This is a genomic window from Pseudomonas sp. P20 (assembly GCF_016463925.1).
GTDB lineage: Bacteria > Pseudomonadota > Gammaproteobacteria > Pseudomonadales > Pseudomonadaceae > Pseudomonas > Pseudomonas aeruginosa.
The window spans coordinates 60,790-79,801 of the sequence record NZ_JAEMVM010000022.1 but is presented as its reverse complement, the minus strand read 5'-3'; the positions used below and the strand labels follow the sequence as shown (position 1 = coordinate 79,801).

The window sequence follows — 19,012 nt, the reverse complement described above, 5'->3', positions numbered from 1 at the left end:
TTCCTTCAGGCGTCGGCCAGGGCCGGGTTGGGATTGACCAGCACCTTGAGCTGCGACTTGTCGCGCAGCAGGGCCTCGAAACCGTGCTCGACGGCCTGCTCCAGGGGCACGCTGCGGGTCACTGCGCGGGCCAGGTCGAGGCGGCCGTCGGCGAGCAGGGCGATCAGCTCCGGGTAGGCGTCGCGGTAGCCGACGCTGCCGAGCAGGCGCAGTTCGCGGTTGACCAGGTCGAAGGCGTCCAGCCGGACCTCGCCCATCAGGCTCACCAGCACCAGCTCGCCACCCTTGCGCAGGCTGGCCAGGGCGGCGTCGAGGCTGGCCTGGCTGCCGGCGGCCTCGAAGGCGCAGTCGAGCGCGCCGCCCTCGCGCAGGCGCGCCGCCGTGTCGCCGTCGCGGGCGTCGAGCGCCCGGCTGGCGCCGAACTCCCCGGCCAGGGCGAGGCGCTCGGGACTGACGTCGATCGCGACGATGTCCTCGATTCCGCGCAGGTGGGCGAGCATCACCAGCAGCAGGCCGATCGGGCCGAGCCCGAACACCGCGCAGCGCTGGCCCGGCGCCAGGCTGCTGCGGCGCAGCGCGTGCAGGGCCACGGCGGCCGGTTCGAGCACGGCGGCCTGGCGGAAGCCCACCGCGTCCGGCAGGCGGTGCAGCATGTAGGCCGGCACCCGCGCGCGCTCGGCGAAGCCGCCGTCGCCCATCAGGCCGATGAAGCCCATCGACTCGCAGAGGTTGTAGCGGCCTTCCCGGCAGTAGCGGCATTCGCCGCAGCGGTATTCCGGCTCCACCGCGACGCGGTCGCCGATGCGCAGTCCCTCCACGCCAGGGCCGAGCGCGGCGACCACGCCGCAGAACTCATGGCCGAGGGTCAGCGGCGCGCGGCAACCGGACAGCGGGTGCGCCTCGGCCTGGGGAATCGAGTGCGGGCCGCTCTGGTATTCGTGCAGGTCGCTGCCGCAGATGCCGCAGTAGGCGACTTCCAGTTCGACTTCGCCGGGCCGCGGCGCCTGGCGTTCCAGTTCGCTCAGGCGGAGGTCGCGGGCGGCGTGCCAGCGCAGTGCTTTCATGGTTGGTTTCCTTGCAGGACGGAGGTAGGCGCGCTGCGCTGGCGCGCCAGCACGGCGGGCGCGGTTTCGCGCAGGAACAGCGAGAGGAACGCGGCGAGCAGGGCGCCGCCGCAGGACATCCACATGACGATGGACAGGCCGAAGCGGTCGGCGGCGAAGCCGGCCACGGTCGGCGCGAGGAAACCGCCGACCAGTTCGCCGAGGCCCATGATCAGGCCGAGGGCGGTGGCGATGACGCCGCGCGAGACGGTCTCCGCCGGGATGGTCGCCATGAACAGGGTGAAGCAGCCGAGCCCGGTGTAGGTCAGCAGCAACAGCAGGCCGAGGCTGGTCGCGTTCGGCGCATAGAGCAGCGCCAGCGGGCAACACGCGGCGAGCAGGGAGAACGCCACCAGGGTCGGCCGACGGCCGATGCGATCGGATATCGCCGGTACGGCGAAGCCCCAGACCACCCAGGCGACGCCCAGGCAGCTCATCAGCCTGCCCATGGTCGCCGGGCTGAAGCCGCGGGCGTTGACCAGGAAGGTCGGGGTAAAGGAAATCAGCACGATGAACCAGGTGACGAATACGCAACTGATCAGGGTGCAGAGCAGGATGTTGCGGCTCTTCAGCAGTGCCAGGCGCTTGCCTTTCGCTTCCTCCGCGCGCGGCGCCGGGCGCTGCGCGCGGGGCGGATCGGGACGCACATGGCGCCAGATCAGCCAGGCGATCAGCAGGCCCGGCAGCAACGAGACGATGAAGGCGTGACGCCAGCCGAGGGCCTCGGCCAGGGCCACCAGCAGCGGCGGGCCGATCACCGCGCCGAGCAGGCCGGCCGCCGAGCCCTGTAGCAGGCCCATGTTGAGGCCGCGGCGATGCGGCGAGGAGGCCTCGACCATCAGCGATTGCGAGAGCGGTAGGATCGGCCCCTCGGCCAGGCCCATGATGCCGCGGAACAGCAGCAGGCTGAGGAAGCCGCCGACCAGCCCGGACAGCGCCGAGCACAGCGAGAACAGGATCACCGCCACGATCAGCAGCGGCTTGCGCTGCCCGCGGCGGTCGGACCAGGCGCCGACCAGCGCGCCGGATACCGCCCAGGCCAGGGCCAGCACCGAGGAGAGCATGCCCAGGTGGCTGTTGCTCAGTTGCAGCTCCTGTTCCATGAAGGGAAACAGGAAGGACAGCGCCAGGCGGTCGAAGAAGACGAAGCCGAAGGTCAGGAACAGCACGCAGAGCAGGACGTTTTCGTAACTGGCGGAATTGTTGTTATGCGCCATGTCGGTCTCCAGGCCGGGCGGGCCGGCCGGCGGGGAGGCGCGCGTCCGCCAGGGCGGCGCGCGCCCGGGGTCAGCGGAACAGGGAGTCGATGTAGGCGGCGCCGACGCCGATCTTGTCGTAGTGCTCACGGCACATCGCGATGTAGTCGTGGACGTCGAAGATGCCGTCCGCGTTGCCCTTCTCGTCGAGCCAGACCAGCGGTCCCTTGACGATGAAGAATGCACGCATCGGCTGCTCGTGCTCGTAGGCCACCAGGGTGTGGCCCTCGCCGGGCGTCTCGTAGACGAAGTCGCCGGCGGTGGCGGTCCAGTCGTGCTCCAGGTAGCCCCACTTGCCGCTGATGGTGTAGGCGAACACCTCGTGCGGGTGGTAGTGGCGGTTGACCAGGCCGGCGCTCGTCGCCATCAGGATGTCGCACCAGCGGTTTTCGCTTGGCGAGATCCACAGCGGACGCGACTTCACGGTCTCGGTGAAGGGCACGTAGAGGCGCTCGTCCTCGGTCGGCGCGTTGCGCAGGTAGACCTCGGGCGTGGCGTCCGGCTTGAAGCAGTCGGGAATCGGTTGCAGGTCTTTCCAGAATTCACGGGTGGCGAGTTCGGGCATGGGGCGGCCTCTGTCGTTGTTATCGTCGAGCCGACTCTAGCCATGGGCGGGCCTCCGGGTTTGACCCTGGCGGCCAGGAAGCTTGCGCTTTTCGGACATGGCCTGGCGCGACCCGCGACGCGCCGCCAAGCTGGCCTGCCCAGCGTCGGAGCCGGCTGGAGGGCGATTGACGGAGGAAAGGATTCAGATGTTAATGACGGGGTGCCAGGCGCCTCGCCGACCGACCGCGACAGGTCGGCGGAGCGGCCCGGCGCCTGGCCCCGGAGGCCTTGCCTGAGGTCCGGGAGGTCCACGCAGCGTTCGACGAGAAGAATAAAAATGCCCGCACATGCCTTGCTCGAAACCCGGCGGGCCAGCACCCAGGACATTCCCCTGGAGCAGCGGCTGGCGTTCTGGGAGGACTACAACGCTTCCATCCTGGTTGGCCTGAAATGTTCGTCGTATTCCCAGGCCGGCTTCGCCGCCACCCAGGACAACCTCTGCCTCGAACGCCTGCGGCTGGCCCGCATCGGCGGCAACGAGCACGTGGTGGAGCGCGACCGCTCGATGATCCGCGCAGTGCCCAAGGAGTCGATCTTCGTCTCCCTGGTGCAGGGCAGCCAGTCGTTCTTCTACCAGGACAACGGCTGCAACCTCCTGCAACCGGGCGAGCTGGTTATCTACCGGACCGACAAGCCCTACCTGTTCGGTTTTTCCGGACCGATGCGGCAGTTCATCTTCGACATTCCCCAGGACGATTTCGCCGAGCGCTGCCTGCGCGACTTCAAGGGACCGCTGAAGATCGGCGCGGAAAGCCCGGTGCAGCGCCTGCTGGTGCGGACCCTCGGCGAGCGTACCCGGGATTTCCTCGACAGCCCCCATGGCGAGGATGCCGAGCGCTACCAGGAGGAAGCCTACGACCTGCTGGCGAGCATCATCAGCGACCATGCCGGCGAGCACCGTGCCAGCGCCCTGGGCGCGTCCTACCTGCTGGCGGCCAAGCAGTACATCCAGCAGCATCTCGACGAACCCGCCCTGAGCTGCGAGCGGGTGGCCGCCGCCACTGGCGTCTCCAGCCGGCACCTGGCGCGGCTGTTCGCCCAGGAAGGCAGCTCGCCCGGGCGCTACCTGCAGGAGCGGCGCCTGGAGCGGGCCCGCCAGTTGCTCGCTTCGCCCCAGGGCCGGCGCCTGGATGTCGCCGAGGTCGCCTATCGCCACGGCTTCTCCAGCCAGGCGCATTTCGCCCGGGCCTTCAAGGCGCGCTACGGGATGACGCCGAGCGAGGCGCGTGGCCGCTAGACCCGACTACCGTACCTTTCCTCCTCCTACTGCCAAGGACCCGTTCCGTGACCGACAAGAAAGAGCAGATCGCCCGTTTCATCCAGCGCGAATTTCCCCAGACCCGGGTCGTGGTCGAAGCCGTCGGCGAGCGTAGCGCCACGGTCTGGCAGGCGGTCGACGCCAGCGACCTGCGCCCCGGCGGCACGGTCTCCGGGCCGACCCTGATGGCCATCGCCGATGTCGCGCTGTACGTGGCGGTGCTGGGCGAGATCGGCATCGTCCCGCTGGCGGTGACCACCAGCCTGACCATCAACTTCCTGCGGCGTCCCGCGGCGGACCGCCGGGTGGTCGCCGAGTGCCGCCTGATGAAGGTCGGCAAGACCCTGGCGATGGGCGAGGTCTCGCTGTTCTCCGAAGGCGACGCGGAACCGGTCGCCCATGTGGTCGGCACCTACTCGATCCCGCCGGCGCACCGCCGCTGAGGGCGGCGCTCAGGCCACCCGGTGCGCCGCGCGCTGGCGCGCTTCCTCATCGGCGCGGCGCTTGAGGTAGGTGCGGGTGGCCACCGCCGGCGCGTCGCTGGCGACGGAGATCTCGTAGCTATCCTCATCGGCCTCCGCGAGTACCTTTTCCAGCGCGCCGAGGCCTTCCACGTCCTCGACGAAGGCGGCGAACAGTTGCTCGTGCATGAAAGCGCCGACGGTCTCGTCGTCCTGGGCGAAATCGCGTCCGTGGACGATGAAGTAGTGCATGCTGCCGTGGGTCTCCGGGGTGAGGATGTGCGCCGTGCGGATGTGGAATTCCGGTCGCCGCTCGGCGGGCAGGGCTGTGTCGTAGAAGGTCGCGCTGACCTGGTGCAGGCCTGGCGAGAGAAACTCCGAGGTGGTGATGCGCGCCGCCGTGGGACAGCCGTCGAGGCCGGTGGTGCGGCCCCAGACCGGCGACAGGGTGGTCGGCAGCACGTGCCGTACCAGCCGGTAGTGGCCTTCCTTCAGGTCCAGCTCATAGGGCGCCCCGGCGTAATCCGGGGTGCCGATGGTATTGGCGTGGAGGTAGGTGAGATGGGTCAGGTCCATCAGGTTCTCGTGCATGCTCACGTAGTTGCCCGGGTGTAGGAAGTAGCCCTTGGAGCAGGCCCAGCCCGGATCCTCCAGCCAGGGCCGCTGCGGCAGTCGCTTCGGGTCGGCCAGTCGCGGGTCGCCGAGCCAAATCCAGACCAGCGGGCCGCGCTCCAGAAGCGGGTAGTGACGGATGCCGACGCCGCGCGGACAGGCTTTCTGCGACGGTGTCTCGATCAACTCGCCCTGGCTGTCGTAGCGGAAACCGTGATAGCCGCAGACGATCCCGTCCCCCTCCAGGCGACTGCGCGATAGCGGGAAGGAGCGATGCGCGCAGCGGTCTTCCAGGGCTACCGCCTGGCCGGCGAGGGTGCGATAGAGCACCACGCGCTTGCCGAGCAGAGTGCGCGCGAGCAGTTCGCGGCCGACCTCCTCGGCGAAGGCGGCGACGTACCACTCGTTGAAGATGAACGACGTGTCGCGCGTGGCCATCTGCGCGGCGGCCTTGCGTGAACTGGCGATGAGATTGGCGTTGGGCAGGCTCATGAGGCGTCTCCGTGGTTGTTCTTCGGGGTCGGAGATCGAGTTCCAGGTAGTTGCCGCGGCAGCGTGATACGCAGATCAGCAAGGTTTCCCCGCTGGCCCGCTCGGTGTCGGAAAGCACATGGTCGAAGTGCTCCGGCTCGCCGGCGCAGACGCGTGTCTCGCAGGTCCTGCATATCCCGGCGCGGCAGGCGTAGGGAGGCTCCAGGCCCTGTTCCTCGAGGACTTCGAGGATGCTCTGGTGGCTTTCGACGCGCAGGCTCAGGGCGCTGCGGCGCAACTCCAGGCGGAAGGCGTCGGTGCCGCCGGACGAGGACGCCGGCGCTACTGGAGCGTCGAAGCGTTCGAAGTGCAGGCGTTCCGCGCAGCCGCTCCCGGCGTCGCGGATGGCCTGCATCAACCCGTCGGGTCCGCAGCAGTAGAGTTCTTCGTCGGCACCTAGGCCGGCGATCAGCGCGGTACTGTCGAGTGGGTCGCCTTCGTCGCTGCAATGCAGCCGCGTCCGTTCGCCACCGAGCGTCATCAGTTCGGCGAGGAAGGCTGCGCGCTGGCGTTCGCGGACCGCATACAGTAGGCGCCAGTCCTTGCCCTGCGCCTGGCACCAGCGAACCATCGAGAGAATCGGGGTGATGCCGATGCCGCCAGCGACGAAACAGTAGCGCGCGGCGTCTTCGCGCAGCATGAAGTGGTTGCGTGGTGCCGCCGCGTGCAGGCGGTCGCCCGTGCGCAGTTGGCGGTGGATGAAGCGGGCGCCGCCACGGCTGTCGTCGCCAAGGCCTATCGCCAGTTGGTAGCGCTGGCGTTCGCGGCAGTCGTTGAGCAGGGAGTAGTGGCGGATCAGGCCGTTGCCCAGGTGAAGCTCCAGATGCGCGCCGGGGGTGAAGGCCGGCAGTTCGGTGCCGTCCACGGCGGCCAGCTCGACCAGCACCACGTCGCGCGCAACAGCGCGGAAATCGGTGACCTGCAGGTGCAGGCGGGAGGAAGGCGATGCGCTCATTGTCGGGGGTTCCTTCGGCAGACATGCAGCGAGGCTAGCGCTCCTCCAGTGCCGGCCTGTCCCCCCAGAGGTGGACAGCGGGTTTACCGGCGTCCGTCGCGGTTGCTAACGTGTCGGTCGAGGCCTGGACAGGACCTGCCCTTCCTCACCCATTACAACAAGAACAACGATGCGTGCCCGCAACCATGATCAGCTTCTGGAATGCCCCGCCGGGGTCGCCGTCGGCGGACCTGCGCCCCTTCGTCGAGCTGGCCTGCGCCTTGGGTGGCGAAGGCTTCCCCGCCGCTCTGCTGGAAACCCTTGGCCATTGGGTTGCCGCCCGTCATTTCAACGTGCTGCGCATCGGTGCACCGCGCCCCGAACTGCTCCTGGCCGGCACTCGCCATCGCGACGCGCAACTAGTGTGGCGCTGCTGGCAGGCCTATTCGCGGTACTACCACAGCCATGACCCGCTGTTCCTGCGCATGCAGCGCCAGCGCCGCGGCCCGGTGCCGCTGCTGGGCCACCTGCTGGCCGAGGACATCGAGTTCGATGCTTACCGCGAGGCGATCTATCGGGACAATGGCCTGAGCGAGCGGCTGTCGAGCCTGCATTGGGACGAGGAAGGCCGGCCGCTGCTGTTCAATCTCTACCGGCACCGCGAGGACGGCTATTTCAGCGAGCGCGAGATCGCCGCCTTCGAGCAGTGGGTGCCGGCCCTGCTGCAACTGCTGAGGGGGCACCTGGCCTTGCGCCGGGGACGCAGCGCGACCGACGAGTGGCGGCTGGCGCTGTTGCACCGGGCGACGGACCTGACACCCCAGGAGCTGGCGGTCTGCCTGCACCTGCTGCGCGGGTTGAGCCATGCCGGTATCGCCGCCGAGCTGGGGCTCAAGGAAAGCACGGTGAAAACCTACCGCAACCGCGCCTTTGCCCGCCTGGACATCCATTTTCGCAGCCAGCTTTTCGCCCTGGTGCAGGGCTGAGGAGGGCCGGACGCCGCCTGTGGGGCGGCTCCGGAGAGAGGGGTCAGGCGGCTCGGCAGGCTCGCTGCAGGCGATGGAAGCTGCGGCTGAAGTAGACCAGGCCGTCGCCCTGTTCGAGGACCTGGATGTCCTCCAGTTCCAGCAACAGCACCGAGTGGGTGCCGATCTCCTGGACCTCGGCGATGCGTCCCTGCAGGTTGGCCAGGGCGCCGTGCAGCACCGGCAACCCGGCGAGGCCCTCGCGCCAGTCGTGGAGGGCGAAGCGGCGTTCCATCGGGACCTCGGTCATGCCGGCGAAGTGGCGGGCCACCTCTTCGTGTTCGCCGCTGAGGACGTTCACGCAGAGTCGACCGTTGGCCTTGAACACCGTGTTCATCTCGCTGTTGCGGTTGATGCAGAGCATCAGCGTCGGCGGGCTGTCGGTGACCGAGCAGACCGCGGTGGCGGTGATCCCGCAGCGTCCGGCCGGGCCGTTGCTGGTGATCACGTTGACCGCCGCCGAAAGATGCGCCATGGCGTTGCGGAAGGCTTGCTGCCTGGGTTCGAGCTGGGACATGGGGATAACCTCCGGAGGCGACGCGGGCGTCATTGGCGGATGCGATCGAGCACGTTGATGTCGTCCGGGTTGTGCAGGTGCGGCACGGTCCAGCCGTTCTCGTCGTAGTCGCCCATGCACTGCTCGACCATGCCGAGCATGCCCTTCATCGCCCCGCTGCCGACCGCCTGGCGCAGGGCCTGCATGCGGATCTCGTCCTGGCTGCCGGCGTAGTTGATCTCGTACAGCTCGTGGCGGCCGCCGAACTCGCTGCCGATGGCGTCCCAGAGCAGCTTGAGGATCTTGATCCGCTCCCGGTGGCCTATGCCGCCGGAGCCGCGGCAATAGGTGGAGAGGTACTTGTCGAGTTGCGGATTGTGCAGGTCGCGAACGCCGGAGGGCAGGTAGATCAGGCCGCTGGCGACCACCTGCTCGATGGTCTTCTTGATCTCCGGGTAGGCCTGCGGCGCCAGCACGCGGTAGGCCTGCAGGGCCTCGGCGCTGGGCAGGAAGGCGCCGCCGTGCCATTCGCTGGCGTTGCCGTACATGGCGTCGGTCAGCGACCAGAACAGGTTGCGCCAGGCCACCACTTCGCCGACCTGCGCCTGCACGCCGCGGAACTCCAGGGAGCCGGTGCATTGCAGGGCCTTGTAGAGGGCGCCGGTGATGAAGTCGAGCTTGACCGCCAGGCGGGTGCAGCCCTGCATCGGGAACAGCCGGCCGAAGCCACCCTGGGGGAACCACTGCTTGCAGCGCTCGAAGTCGCGGTAGATCAGTACGTTCTCCCAGGGGATGAACACCTTGTCCATCACCAGGATCGCGTCGTTCTCGTCGAAACGGCTGGACAGCGGGTAGTCGAACGGCGATCCGGCGATACCCGCCACCAGTTCGTAGGAGGGGCGGCAGATCAGCTTCATGCCGGGGGTGTTCATCGGCGCGATGAACATCAGGGCGAAGTCGGTGTTGTCGCCGAGCAGTTGCGCCGAACCCTGGCCGACGAAGTTGTAGTGGGTCAGCGCGGAATTCGTGGCAACCACCTTGGCGCCGCTGACGACGATGCCGCCGTCGACTTCCTCGTCCACCGAGATGAACACGTCCTTGACCTGGTCCACCGGCTTGTCGCGGTCGATCGGCGGGTTGACGATGGCATGGTTGAGGTACAGGCAGGCTTCCTGGATGCGCTTGTACCAGGTTTTCGCGTTGTCCTCGAAACGTCCGTAGAAGCCCGGGTTGGCGCCGAGGGCGCTGCCGAAGGCGGCCTTGTAGTCCGGGGTGCGGCCCATCCAGCCGTAGGTCAGCCGCGACCACTCGGCGATGGCGTCGCGCTGCTGGCGCAGTTCGTCGGCGCTGCGCGCGTAGCGGAAGAACTTGTGGGTATAGCCGCCGTTGCCGGTATCGGTCTCCCAGCAGAGCTTTTCCTTGCTCTGCGGATCGTGCAGGGCGTCGTAGAGCCGGGCCATGGAGGCGGCCGCGTTGCGGAAGGCGGGGTGGCTGGTGACGTCCTTGACGCGGTCGCCGTAGATGTAGATCTCACGGTCGTCGCGCAGGCTGGCGAGGTACTCCTCGCCGGTGAACGGACGGGTGGCAGAGGCACGGAAATCTTCGGGTTTCATCATCGTCTCCAGTCATTGTTGTTATCTGCGCGAGAGCGCCTGGAGGGGATGATGGGACGGGGGCGGAGCGAGCTGAATGGCTTTTCCGGGGAATGAATTGCACTTTCCATGGCCCCGCGTGACGCCCGGCGTCCGGCCGCGAAGGGCGGCCGGGTGGCGGCGCGTTCAGCTTTCGGCGGGCTGCCAGGCAATCTCCAGGCTTTCGCTGTTGGCCATGCGTTGCAGGTGATCGGCTACCACGTTCTGCATGTGGGCGAGGCTGTCCTCGTCGGGGCTGTTGAGAATCATCAGGACATGGTCGGGGTGGGCGAGCAGCTCGCAGTTGGAGTCGCCGAAGTCGATGAAGCCGCGCTCGGGAGTGAGTTCGACTTCGAACTTGTGGCCCCAGTGCTTGCACAGGCGATTGACGTAGCGTGCCGCCGATTCGGTACGGACATGGGAGGTGGAGCGGAACATGAAGCGAATCCTCTCGGTTGGGGATTTCCGATACTAACCTGCTGAGAGTCATTCTTATTCATCCATTTTGCAGGGGCTTTCGATAATCGCCCGGCAAATGGTCGGCCCTTGTCCGTGGGACAGGGCGAGCGCCCTACCGGAGCCGGCGGAAGTGTTTGCCGGATACGTCGGAAGGCGCTCTCTCTGGAGGGAGAGGGCGAACGCCAGCGGCTTCAGGCCAGCCCGCCGTTTTCCGGCAGCAACGCGCCGCCATCCACAACCAGGGTCTGCCCGGTGATGTAGCTCGCCTCGTCGGAGGCGAGGAAGAGCATGGCGAGGGCGATGTCCAGCGGCTGGCCGACACGCCCGAGGGGGATGTGCGCGGCCAGCGCGGCGGCGTCGCCGAGGCTGCCCAGCGCCGGAGTCGCGACCAGGCCGGGCTCGACGCCGTTGACGGTGATGCCGTCGCCGGCCAGCTCCAGCGCGGCGGCGCGGATGAAACCGTTGACCCCGGCCTTGCTCGCCGCATAGTGCGAGAGCCCAGGGATCGCCGTGCGCGGACCGGTCACCGAGGAGGTCACCAGGACGCGCCCGGCCACGCTGCGGCGCAGGGCGGGAAGGGCGGCCTGGGTCAGCCGGAAGCAGCTTTTCAGGTTCACCGCCAGGGTCCGTTCCAGGGTGCCTTCGTCCAGTTCCGCGAGGGCGCACTGGGGAAAGGCAGCGGCGTTGTGCAGGAGGATGTCCAACTGGCCGAAGCGCTCCAGGGTCGCGCTCACCGCTCGTCTCGCGGCGTCGTGCTCGCTCAGGTCGACGGCCAGCAGTTCGGCCGTGCCTCCGCCCAGGCGGATCGCCTCTAGGACGGCCTGGCCGCGGCTGGCGGTACGCGTCGCCAGCAGCACCCTGGCGCCTTCGGCGGCGAAGCATTCGGCGATGGCCCGGCCGATGCCCTGGCCGGCGCCGGTGAACAGCGCGACGCGGTTCTCCAAGCGCCTCACGATGGGCGCTCCAACAGTTCGCCCAGGCAATCGCGGAGCAGGCGGTCGTGCAGTTCGACGTCCTCCGCGCGGGTCGCCGGGCAGGTCAGCGCCATGTTGTGGAATGGCGTCAAGAGCACGCCGCGGTTGAGCAGGTAGAGGTGCAGGCAGGCCTCGACCAGGCCGTTGCGTGCGTGGTGGGCCTCGCCGCCGTTGCGTGGGGCGCGGGTCATGAACAGGTACTCGACGCGCGCGCCGATGCGCGTCACGTGCCAGGGCAGGCGCAGTTCCTCGAGCGTCGCGCGGACGCCCGCCTCGAGCTGCGCGGCGAGCTGGAACATGTGCCGATAGGCGTCCTCCGTCATCACTTCGGCGAAGGTCGCGCGCATCGCCGCCAGTTGCAGCGCGTTGCCGGCCAGGGTGCCGCCAAAGCCGAAATGGTTGATCGCCTGCCCCGGTCGGAAGTGCGGCAGTACCGCCCAGATCCGCTCCGCCTGCGCCTGGCTGCATCCCCAGACGGCGCTGGGAATGCCGCCGGCGATGCATTTGCCGAGGACGAAGAAGTCCGGCTCGAGGCCGTGCGCGCCGCTATAGCCGGCGGGACCGCAGGAGATGGTGTGGGTCTCGTCGATGATCAGCGCCACGTCGTGGCGGCGGGTCAGTTCGCGCAGGCCGGCGTGGAAGCCTTCGGCCGGCGGGACCATGCCGACGTTGGTCATGAAGGGTTCGGTGAGCACCGCGGCGACGTCGCCATGGGCGAGGGCGGCCTCCAGCGCGTCGAGGTCGTTGAACTCCACCAGGCGGGTGGTGGCGTCGTGGCGTACGCCATTGGGGTGAACGCCCGCGCGCGGAACCATGCGCCCGGCGGCGTCGAATTCCACCTGCGATTCGTCGACGCTGCCGTGGTAGTTGCAGTTGAACACCACCACCTTGTCACGTCCGCTGAGCATCCGGCACAGGCGCAGGACGAAACGGTTGGCGTCGGTGGCCGAGGTGGTCACCTGCCAATAGGGCAGGCCGAAGCGCCGCGCCAGTTCGGCGCCGACCCACAGGCTGTCCTCGGTCGGCAGCATCAGGGTCGAGCCGCGCCGCGCCTGGCGGGCGATGGCGTCGGCCACCGCCGGTTGGGCGTGGCCGAACATGGCGCCGCTATCGCCGAGGGCGAAGTCGACGTACTGCTGGCCGTCGATGTCGGTGACGCGCGCGCCCTGGGCCTCCTTCACCAGCAGCGGGCAGTTGCCCGGCCACTGTTGCATCCAGTGCAACGGTGCGCCGTACAGCCAGTGGCGGCGGTTTTCCCGGTAGGCCTGGGCGGAGCGCGGATGCAGTTCGTCGAAGCGTCGCAGCTCGCGCTTGAACAGCGCTTCGACGCGGGCCAGGTCGAGGCCGAAGGTGGTGTCCATGGGCGTCCTCACAGGTCGTGGCGGGTCTGGTTGAGCACCTGGGCCAGGGCGCCGACCGGGAAGTTAACCGGGGTGGCGAAGTCGTCGTCCTGGTAGCCGAAGATCTTGCCGTCGGTGCGCCCGGCTTCCAGGTCGATCAGCAGCACGCCGAGGGTCGGCACGATCTTCTCGCGCCAGACGAACAGGTACAGGCGTTCGGCCAGTCGGTAGCAGTGGCAGCGGTCGGTATCGGCCAGCCCTCGCTCGGCGCCGCGCAGGCATTGCCAGGTGTAGAAGTCGGGATTGAGGTAGACGTGTTCGTAGGCCTCGCTGGCGCTGTAGACGTAGCGGTTGCGCAAGCCGACCAACTCGTCGCTGGGGACGTGCGGGCAGGCGTCGGGCTGCCACGGGCGGTCGAGGCTGCCATGCAGGAACTCGGCCTTCACGCCGGTCAGTTCCCGGCCGGCCAGGGCCCGGGAGAACAGACCCTGTTCGCAGGCCGTGCGGTCGGGCAGATGGCCGAGCACCGCGGTGAACGCCTGGTTGTCGAAGTCCAGCACCAGGCTGACCGAGACCGGCCGGCCGTTTTCCTGCTTGAGGAAATCCACCAGGTAAAGGTTTTCCCGCAGTGAACTGGCGCGGTAGTCCGACTCGCCGCTGGCACTGCCGTCGGCCAGGCGCCAGCGCAGGCGCTGCGAGTCGAAGGCATGTTCGATGACCCAGCCGTTGGCGAAGTGCAGGACCCGTTCGAGCCCGGCGAGATCGCCGCAGGCGGGAAGGACGTGGTTGTCCGGGGCGAAGCCGTCGGCCAGGGCGCCGACGGTGATCCATCCGGAATGCGAGTGGGCGGACATAGGGTTCTCCTCGTCGTGGGAAACCCATGCTGGCCTGTCTTCGAGTATCCCGATATCGACCGGATGGTTGATAGGTCGATATGCCACGGAAATAGTACGGAGCGGCGAAGGGAAAGTTATCGAAGATGAAGTCTTAGATGAGTTTTCGTTTCTTCTTTTTTGGTTTTTTAGTTAATGGGTTCCTGTTCTTCTATAAGTATTTTCTGAATTTATTCTTATGTATCTATTGGCTGTTATCGGAAATGGACTACATATGTTTTCGTATGATTATTATTTTTAAATCCTGTCTTTCTTTCTAGTATTTGGGTCTGCGTTTATCAGGGCGCAATCTTCGGCTGTCGCGTAATGGTCGGAGGCGCTCTAGGCGGCCGTCCCGGTTGCGCGCAAAGGCTTGGCTACCTTGGCCGGTTCGTACTGCATCGGCTCTCCAGGGAGCAGCCAGGATGTTCCACAACTCCAAAGGAAATCAGATGAACAAGTTCAAACGTGCAATTCTTGCGCCCCTCGTTGCGTCGGGCACCCTTCTCGCGCTGATGTCCCCCGTGGCCCATGCGGTCGATGGGATCGTCAACTTCTCGGGCAACATCACCGACGTCGCGTGCGATATCAACGGTCAGGCGCCGGGTGCGGGCAACGTCACCAACGTCGACCTGGGTATTGTGGCGCCGACCCATTTCACCGCCGTCGGAACCAACTCCACTTTCCAGGAGTTCGACCTGGTCCTCTCCGGTGCCGGCTGCACCAATGACAAGAAGGTTTCCATCGCCTTCGATACGGTCACCAACGTCGACCGTATCAGCGGCAACCTGATGCTGATGGGGCCGTCGAAAGCCAAGGGCGTGCAGATCCAGATCTTCAACAATTCGGCGGCCAACACCACGAAGATCCCGCTGGGCTTGGTCGAGGCCGCCCCGCAGAAGGCAACCATCGACAAGAACACGGCGACCCTGAAGTACAAGGCCTCCTATGTGTCCACCGAGAAGACCGTGATCGCGGGTACCGGCCTGTCCCATATCCGCTACCTCCTGGCGTACGAGTAAGCGGCGGTCGACGGACGAAGAGGTGAGGCCATGGCGCCGCTAATGCATCGTTTTCATTCTTTCGTGGCGGCAAGCGCCGTGGCCATCGCCCTGTGCGTCGGAACGGCTCACGCCGGGCTGATCGCACAGGGCACTCGCGTCGTCTTTCCGGCCAGCGAGCGCGAGGTCACCTTGCGGGTCAGCAATACCTCCGGCACTCCCGTGCTGGCGCAAGCCTGGATCGACGATGGCCGGCAGGACGTTCCCCCCGAGGAACTGCAGGTTCCCTTCAGTGTCACGCCGGCCGTGACGCGAGTGGACCCCAATGGCGGCGCTGTATTGCGCATCGCCTACCTGAAGGCCCCGTTGCCGACGGATCGCGAATCGCTGTTCTGGCTGAATATCCTGGAAGTTCCGCCCAGGGACGAAGACGAAAACAATGCATTGCAGTTTTCCTTTCGTTCGCGCTTCAAACTCTTCTTTCGACCCAGCCAGTTGAAGAGTGTCGATTCGGCTGCCGGGAAACTTCAATGGAAGTTTCTGGAGTCAGGGGGAGCAGGAAAAAAGACCGTAGTACAGGTAAATAATCCGACGCCTTACTACGTTTCGTTCGCCAGCGTCGAATTGATTGTCGATGGCCGTGTCATGTCCGTGGGAAAGGGAATGGTCGCGCCATTCTCGACGAAGGAGTTCGACTGGCAGGGAAATCCGAAGAACCTGGAAGCCGCTTCCGTCAGATACGAAGTCATCAACGATTACGGTGGCCGCAATACCCTCGATAGGGCACTCGGCAAATAACCCCTCCGTTTCCCCGCTTTCTACTTACGGCCCGACATATGAGTGGCGATTTTAAAATCGCTGCAGGGATTACATATGCCCAAAGTTTCTCTTCATAGGTGCCTGTCCGCTCCCGCTTACGGTGGGCAGGTCGCCCTGTTGCGAATGGCGATGCAGGGAGGGATCGCCGTTCGTTCCCTGCGATTCGCCTGTCTGCTGGCACTGTTTCCTTCGCTGTCCTCCTGCCAGTCCTGGTCCTCCGTCGGCGCCGCCGGCGTAGCCGGGGCGAAGGCGAAGGAGGCCAGGACGGGAGCACCGGCGAAACAGCCGCAGGCGCCCGCGGCGGCCGTTGCGTCACCGGCCGGTGGGTTGGACGCACCGTCGCGGCGGATCGTCTTCGACGCGCAGATGCTGGCCCTGGGGCCGGGCGGACGCTCGATCGATACGTCGCGTTTCGAGCGCGGCGACGTCATCGAGCCAGGCCGCTATCGCCTCGACCTGCTGCTCAACAGCCGATGGCGTGGCGTTGAGGAAGTCGAGCTGCGCCGCCAGCCGGGGCGGGAAAGCGCGGTCTTCTGCTACGACCGGGGCCTGCTGGAGCGGGCGGGCATCGACCTGGAGAAGAGCGCGCGTGGCCAGGACCGTTCCTCGGCTCGCGATCCTCTGCCCGAAGGTTTGCACTGCGACCCGCTCGAGCGCTATGTGCCGGGGGCCCGGGTCAAGCTCGATATCGCCGAGCAGTCGGTCTATGTCTCGGTGCCCAGCTATTACCTGAGCCTGGATTCTTCGAAGACCTATGTCGATCCGGCGAGCTGGGACAGCGGCATTTCCGCCGCCTTGCTCAACTACAACAGCAATCTCCACGTCAGGGAAAACCACGGCAGGAGCGCCACCAGCGGCTATGCCGGGATGAACGCCGGCTTCAATTTCGGGCGGGCGCGCCTGCGCCACAACGGCACGGCCACCTGGTCGCGCCGCATGGGCAGCCATTACCAGCGTAGCGCAACCTATGTGCAGACCGACCTGCCGGCCTGGCGTGCGCAGTTATTGCTGGGAGAAAACTCCACCAGCAGCGAGTTCTTCGATGCGGTGTCCTTCCGTGGAGTGCAGCTTTCCAGCGATGACCGGATGCTGCCGGATTCGCTGCGCTACTACGCTCCGGTGGTCCGTGGGACCGCCAGTACCAATGCGCGGGTATCGGTCTACCAGCGCGGCTACCTCATCTACGAAACCACGGTGGCACCCGGGGCGTTCGCTCTCGACGAACTGCAGACCGCCAGCTATGGCGGGGACCTGGAAGTGCGGGTGACCGAAGCCAGCGGGGAAGTCCGCAGTTTCATCGTGCCGTTCGCCACCACCGTGCAACTGCTGCGCCCCGGAACCACGCGCTACAGCCTGACGGCCGGGCGGCTCAACGATCCCAGCCTGGAGCGTCGGCCGAACATGCTGCAGGGCGTCTACCAGCGCGGCCTGGGCAACGACGTCACCGCATACGCGGGCGGGGCCTTCACCGGCAGCTACATGTCCGGATTGATGGGCGCGGCGCTGAACACGCCGGTGGGCGGATTCTCCGGTGACGTGACGCTGGCGCGTACCGAGGTTCCCGGCGGCGACCGCCTTAGCGGCTCCAGTTACCGCCTCGCCTACAGCAAGAACCTGCCGAACACCGGCACCAACTTTTCGCTGCTCGCCTATCGCTACTCCACCGGCGGCTATCTCGGCCTGCGCGACGCGGCCTTCATGCAGGACCGGGTAGAGCGAGGCGAGCCGCTGGAGTCGTTCTCGCGCTTGCGCAATCGTCTCGACGCCAACATCAGCCAGCAACTGGGCAACGGCGGCAACCTTTACCTGAACGGCTCCTCGCAGCGCTACTGGAGCGGCGGCGGGCGGGCGGTCAATTTCTCCGTCGGCTACAGCAACCAGTGGCGCGACGTCAGTTACTCCATTTCCGCGCAACGCCTGCGCAGCCAGTACGAAGGCTTTTCCAGCGGTGACAGGCGCGGCGAGACCAGCACGCTGTTCAGCCTGAACCTGTCCATTCCGCTGGGCGGCGCTGGACGCGGGTCGCCGACCCTGAGCAGCTACCTGACCCGCGACAGCAACAGCGGAACCCAGCTCACCAGCGGGGTTTCCGGCATGCTGGGCAAGCGTGGCGAGGCCTCCTACTCGCTGTCGGCCTCCCATGACCGCGACAGCCGGCAGACCTCGAAGAGCGCCAGCCTCGACTATCGACTGCCGCAGGTCGAACTCGGCTCCAGCCTCTCGCAGGGACCGGGCTATCGGCAGTTGTCGGTCAAGGCCGCGGGGGGCCTGGTCGCGCACAGCGGCGGGATCACCGCGGCACAAACCCTGGGCGAGACGATCGGCCTGGTCCACGCGCCAAATGCCAGGGGCGCGGCTGCCGGCTACTCGGGAAGCCGGATCGACCGCCACGGCTATGCGGTGATTCCCAACCTGCTGCCCTACCAGTTGAACAGCGTCGACCTCGACCCCAACGGCATGGCCGACGAGATCGAACTGAGGTCCAGTTCGCGCAACGTGGCGCCCACCGCCGGAGCGGTGGTGCGCCTCGACTATCCGACGCGGGTGGCAAGGCCCTTGCTGGTGGATAGCCGGATGCCCAGCGGCGAGCCCCTGCCGTTCGCCGCGGAAGTGCTCGATGCCCACAGCGGGCAGTCGGTGGGCGCCGTCGGCCAGGGCAGCCGCCTGGTGCTGCGGGTCGAGCAGGATCGCGGCTCGGTTCGGGTGCGCTGGGGCAACGAGCCGCAGCAGCAGTGCCTGGTCGACTATGCGCTGGGCCCGCGCGAGACGACGCCTCCCGTCCTGCAACTGGCATGTCGCCCGGCGTCGGCCGCCGACCGGGAGCGCACGCTGTGACCGGCGTCGGCCTGGGACGATGCGGCACGGCCTGGGTCCTGCTGGTGGCGCTGGTGGCCGATGCCTCCGCCTCGCTGTCTGTGATCGGGACCCGTTTCATCTATCCGGCGGGCGTTTCCGCGCTGACGATCCGCGTCGGTAACGTCGGGACGCGCCCGGCCCTGGTCCAGGCCTGGCTCGATCGCGGCGACGAGACGGCGGACCCGAGCGCTGTCACGGTGCCGTTCATCCTGTCGCCGCCGCTGTTGCGTATGGACCCGCAGGAGACCCAGGCGCTCCAGCTTCGCCATACCGGCGAGCCGCTGCCGGACGACCGGGAATCGCTGTTCTGGGTCAACCTGCTGGAGGTGCCGGGGCGGGAGGACGGCAGCGGCAACCTGCTGCTGGTGAGCTACCGCCTGCGGATGAAGCTCCTGTTCCGTCCGCAGGGTCTGGCCGGCGATCCGCGAGCCGCCGCGCGCCAGGTCGTCTGGCGCCTGCGTCCGGCGGTACGGCCGGGGCAGCGGGCGCTGCTGGAGGCGGACAACCGCAGTCCCTATCACGTTTCCCTGGTGCGCCTGGAGCTGGGCGAGGGCGACCTCGCCATGTCCCTCGGCAGCGTCACCCTGCCGCCTTTCGCCCTTACCCCGTTGAGTCTGCCGGCCGTGCCCGGCGAGGCGGCGCGGGTCCATTTCGATGCGGTGGGGGATGACGGCCAGATCGAGCGTGGCGACGCGCCGGCAGAGAGATACCCGTAGGAGTTCGGCAGGGCCCGGGGAGTTGGGCTCCTGCCGTAGCACGGCCCTGCGAATAGGTCGCG

General features: G+C 67.2%; 17 protein-coding genes and 1 pseudogene. 7 read left to right on the top strand and 11 right to left on the bottom strand.

Annotated elements, in window-relative coordinates; genetic code table 11:
* Positions 1-5: 5 nt before the first annotated feature.
* The 3 genes from JHD77_RS23355 to JHD77_RS23345 form a co-directional block, all read right to left on the bottom strand.
* Complete coding sequence (locus JHD77_RS23355; RefSeq protein ID WP_023090343.1) at positions 6-1,064, bottom strand: 2,3-butanediol dehydrogenase; 1,059 nt, start codon at positions 1,062-1,064, stop codon at positions 6-8.
* The gene (locus JHD77_RS23350) at positions 1,061-2,320 is read right to left on the bottom strand and encodes an MFS transporter (protein ID WP_003113027.1); all 1,260 of its coding nucleotides are present in this window, start codon (positions 2,318-2,320) and stop codon (positions 1,061-1,063) included. The genes JHD77_RS23355 and JHD77_RS23350 overlap by 4 nt, the downstream gene beginning before the upstream one ends.
* Before the next feature lie 70 nt (positions 2,321-2,390).
* Positions 2,391-2,924: a 2,4'-dihydroxyacetophenone dioxygenase family protein gene (locus JHD77_RS23345; RefSeq protein WP_191519399.1), complete on the bottom strand. Its 534-nt coding sequence runs from the start codon at positions 2,922-2,924 to the stop codon at positions 2,391-2,393.
* A 318-nt stretch (positions 2,925-3,242) separates the two neighbouring features.
* Here JHD77_RS23345 and JHD77_RS23340 point away from each other — a divergent pair, with 318 nt between their 5' ends.
* Positions 3,243-4,202 carry a helix-turn-helix domain-containing protein gene (locus JHD77_RS23340; RefSeq protein WP_003093398.1) on the top strand — a complete coding sequence of 320 codons (960 nt, stop codon included), beginning with the start codon at positions 3,243-3,245 and terminating at the stop codon, positions 4,200-4,202.
* 47 nt (positions 4,203-4,249) lie between these two features.
* Positions 4,250-4,666 (top strand): PaaI family thioesterase, encoded by a 417-nt coding sequence (locus tag JHD77_RS23335; protein ID WP_003104529.1) that lies wholly within the window; start codon positions 4,250-4,252, stop codon positions 4,664-4,666.
* 9 nt (positions 4,667-4,675) lie between these two features.
* Here JHD77_RS23335 and JHD77_RS23330 read toward each other — a convergent pair whose 3' ends face one another.
* Both JHD77_RS23330 and JHD77_RS32450 read right to left on the bottom strand, forming a co-directional pair.
* Entirely contained in the window at positions 4,676-5,788 is a 1,113-nt protein-coding gene (locus JHD77_RS23330) for a Rieske 2Fe-2S domain-containing protein (protein WP_003119104.1), read from the bottom strand.
* A 118-nt stretch (positions 5,789-5,906) separates the two neighbouring features.
* Positions 5,907-6,398: pseudogene (locus tag JHD77_RS32450) on the bottom strand (flavin reductase family protein); the annotation flags it as partial.
* A 569-nt stretch (positions 6,399-6,967) separates the two neighbouring features.
* On the opposite strand from JHD77_RS32450, the gene JHD77_RS23320 reads away from it, so the two are divergent.
* On the top strand, positions 6,968-7,747 hold the full coding sequence (locus JHD77_RS23320) for a helix-turn-helix transcriptional regulator (RefSeq protein WP_003111029.1): 780 nt from the start codon (positions 6,968-6,970) through the stop codon (positions 7,745-7,747).
* 43 nt (positions 7,748-7,790) lie between these two features.
* Here JHD77_RS23320 and hpaC read toward each other — a convergent pair whose 3' ends face one another.
* From hpaC to JHD77_RS23290, 6 genes are all read right to left on the bottom strand, one after another.
* Positions 7,791-8,303, bottom strand: coding sequence for a 4-hydroxyphenylacetate 3-monooxygenase, reductase component (gene hpaC, locus JHD77_RS23315; protein ID WP_003093392.1), 513 nt, complete (start codon positions 8,301-8,303; stop codon positions 7,791-7,793).
* A gap of 29 nt (positions 8,304-8,332) precedes the next feature.
* Complete coding sequence (gene hpaB, locus JHD77_RS23310) at positions 8,333-9,895, bottom strand: 4-hydroxyphenylacetate 3-monooxygenase, oxygenase component (RefSeq protein ID WP_023091037.1); 1,563 nt, start codon at positions 9,893-9,895, stop codon at positions 8,333-8,335.
* Positions 9,896-10,060: 165 nt separating this feature from the next.
* Complete coding sequence (locus JHD77_RS23305; protein ID WP_003093387.1) at positions 10,061-10,351, bottom strand: DUF2218 domain-containing protein; 291 nt, start codon at positions 10,349-10,351, stop codon at positions 10,061-10,063.
* 212 nt (positions 10,352-10,563) lie between these two features.
* Entirely contained in the window at positions 10,564-11,325 is a 762-nt protein-coding gene (locus JHD77_RS23300; RefSeq protein ID WP_191519400.1) for an SDR family oxidoreductase, read from the bottom strand.
* Positions 11,322-12,707, bottom strand: a complete 1,386-nt coding sequence (locus JHD77_RS23295; RefSeq protein ID WP_003104538.1) for an aspartate aminotransferase family protein — start codon at positions 12,705-12,707, stop codon at positions 11,322-11,324. The genes JHD77_RS23300 and JHD77_RS23295 overlap by 4 nt, the downstream gene beginning before the upstream one ends.
* An 8-nt stretch (positions 12,708-12,715) precedes the next feature.
* Complete coding sequence (locus JHD77_RS23290; protein WP_003121942.1) at positions 12,716-13,540, bottom strand: molybdenum cofactor biosynthesis F family protein; 825 nt, start codon at positions 13,538-13,540, stop codon at positions 12,716-12,718.
* Positions 13,541-14,010: 470 nt separating this feature from the next.
* Between JHD77_RS23290 and JHD77_RS23285 the strand changes: the two genes are divergently transcribed.
* From JHD77_RS23285 to JHD77_RS23270, 4 genes are all read left to right on the top strand, one after another.
* Entirely contained in the window at positions 14,011-14,580 is a 570-nt protein-coding gene (locus tag JHD77_RS23285) for a fimbrial protein (RefSeq protein ID WP_003111034.1), read from the top strand.
* 30 nt (positions 14,581-14,610) lie between these two features.
* Entirely contained in the window at positions 14,611-15,357 is a 747-nt protein-coding gene (cupB2, locus tag JHD77_RS23280; RefSeq protein WP_003118217.1) for a molecular chaperone CupB2, read from the top strand.
* Between the two features lie 387 nt (positions 15,358-15,744).
* Positions 15,745-18,213, top strand: coding sequence for a fimbrial biogenesis outer membrane usher protein CupB3 (gene cupB3 / locus JHD77_RS23275; protein WP_014833886.1), 2,469 nt, complete (start codon positions 15,745-15,747; stop codon positions 18,211-18,213).
* Positions 18,210-18,950: a fimbrial biogenesis chaperone gene (locus JHD77_RS23270; protein WP_012613602.1), complete on the top strand. Its 741-nt coding sequence runs from the start codon at positions 18,210-18,212 to the stop codon at positions 18,948-18,950. Before cupB3 ends, JHD77_RS23270 begins: the two co-directional genes overlap by 4 nt.
* Positions 18,951-19,012 lie beyond the last annotated feature (62 nt).

What these genes read in the sequence shown, in the direction of transcription:
- JHD77_RS23355 (WP_023090343.1), bottom strand. Translation starts at nt 1,064, where the DNA reads ATGAAAGCACTGCGCTGGCACGCCGCCCGCGACCTCCGCCTGAGCGAA.
- JHD77_RS23350 (WP_003113027.1), bottom strand. Translation starts at nt 2,320, where the DNA reads ATGGCGCATAACAACAATTCCGCCAGTTACGAAAACGTCCTGCTCTGC.
- JHD77_RS23345 (WP_191519399.1), bottom strand. Translation starts at nt 2,924, where the DNA reads ATGCCCGAACTCGCCACCCGTGAATTCTGGAAAGACCTGCAACCGATT.
- JHD77_RS23340 (WP_003093398.1), top strand. Translation starts at nt 3,243, where the DNA reads ATGCCCGCACATGCCTTGCTCGAAACCCGGCGGGCCAGCACCCAGGAC.
- JHD77_RS23330 (WP_003119104.1), bottom strand. Translation starts at nt 5,788, where the DNA reads ATGAGCCTGCCCAACGCCAATCTCATCGCCAGTTCACGCAAGGCCGCC.
- JHD77_RS23320 (WP_003111029.1), top strand. Translation starts at nt 6,968, where the DNA reads ATGATCAGCTTCTGGAATGCCCCGCCGGGGTCGCCGTCGGCGGACCTG.
- hpaC (WP_003093392.1), bottom strand. Translation starts at nt 8,303, where the DNA reads ATGTCCCAGCTCGAACCCAGGCAGCAAGCCTTCCGCAACGCCATGGCG.
- hpaB (WP_023091037.1), bottom strand. Translation starts at nt 9,895, where the DNA reads ATGAAACCCGAAGATTTCCGTGCCTCTGCCACCCGTCCGTTCACCGGC.
- JHD77_RS23305 (WP_003093387.1), bottom strand. Translation starts at nt 10,351, where the DNA reads ATGTTCCGCTCCACCTCCCATGTCCGTACCGAATCGGCGGCACGCTAC.
- JHD77_RS23295 (WP_003104538.1), bottom strand. Translation starts at nt 12,707, where the DNA reads ATGGACACCACCTTCGGCCTCGACCTGGCCCGCGTCGAAGCGCTGTTC.
- JHD77_RS23290 (WP_003121942.1), bottom strand. Translation starts at nt 13,540, where the DNA reads ATGTCCGCCCACTCGCATTCCGGATGGATCACCGTCGGCGCCCTGGCC.
- JHD77_RS23285 (WP_003111034.1), top strand. Translation starts at nt 14,011, where the DNA reads ATGAACAAGTTCAAACGTGCAATTCTTGCGCCCCTCGTTGCGTCGGGC.
- cupB2 (WP_003118217.1), top strand. Translation starts at nt 14,611, where the DNA reads ATGGCGCCGCTAATGCATCGTTTTCATTCTTTCGTGGCGGCAAGCGCC.
- cupB3 (WP_014833886.1), top strand. Translation starts at nt 15,745, where the DNA reads ATGCTGGCCCTGGGGCCGGGCGGACGCTCGATCGATACGTCGCGTTTC.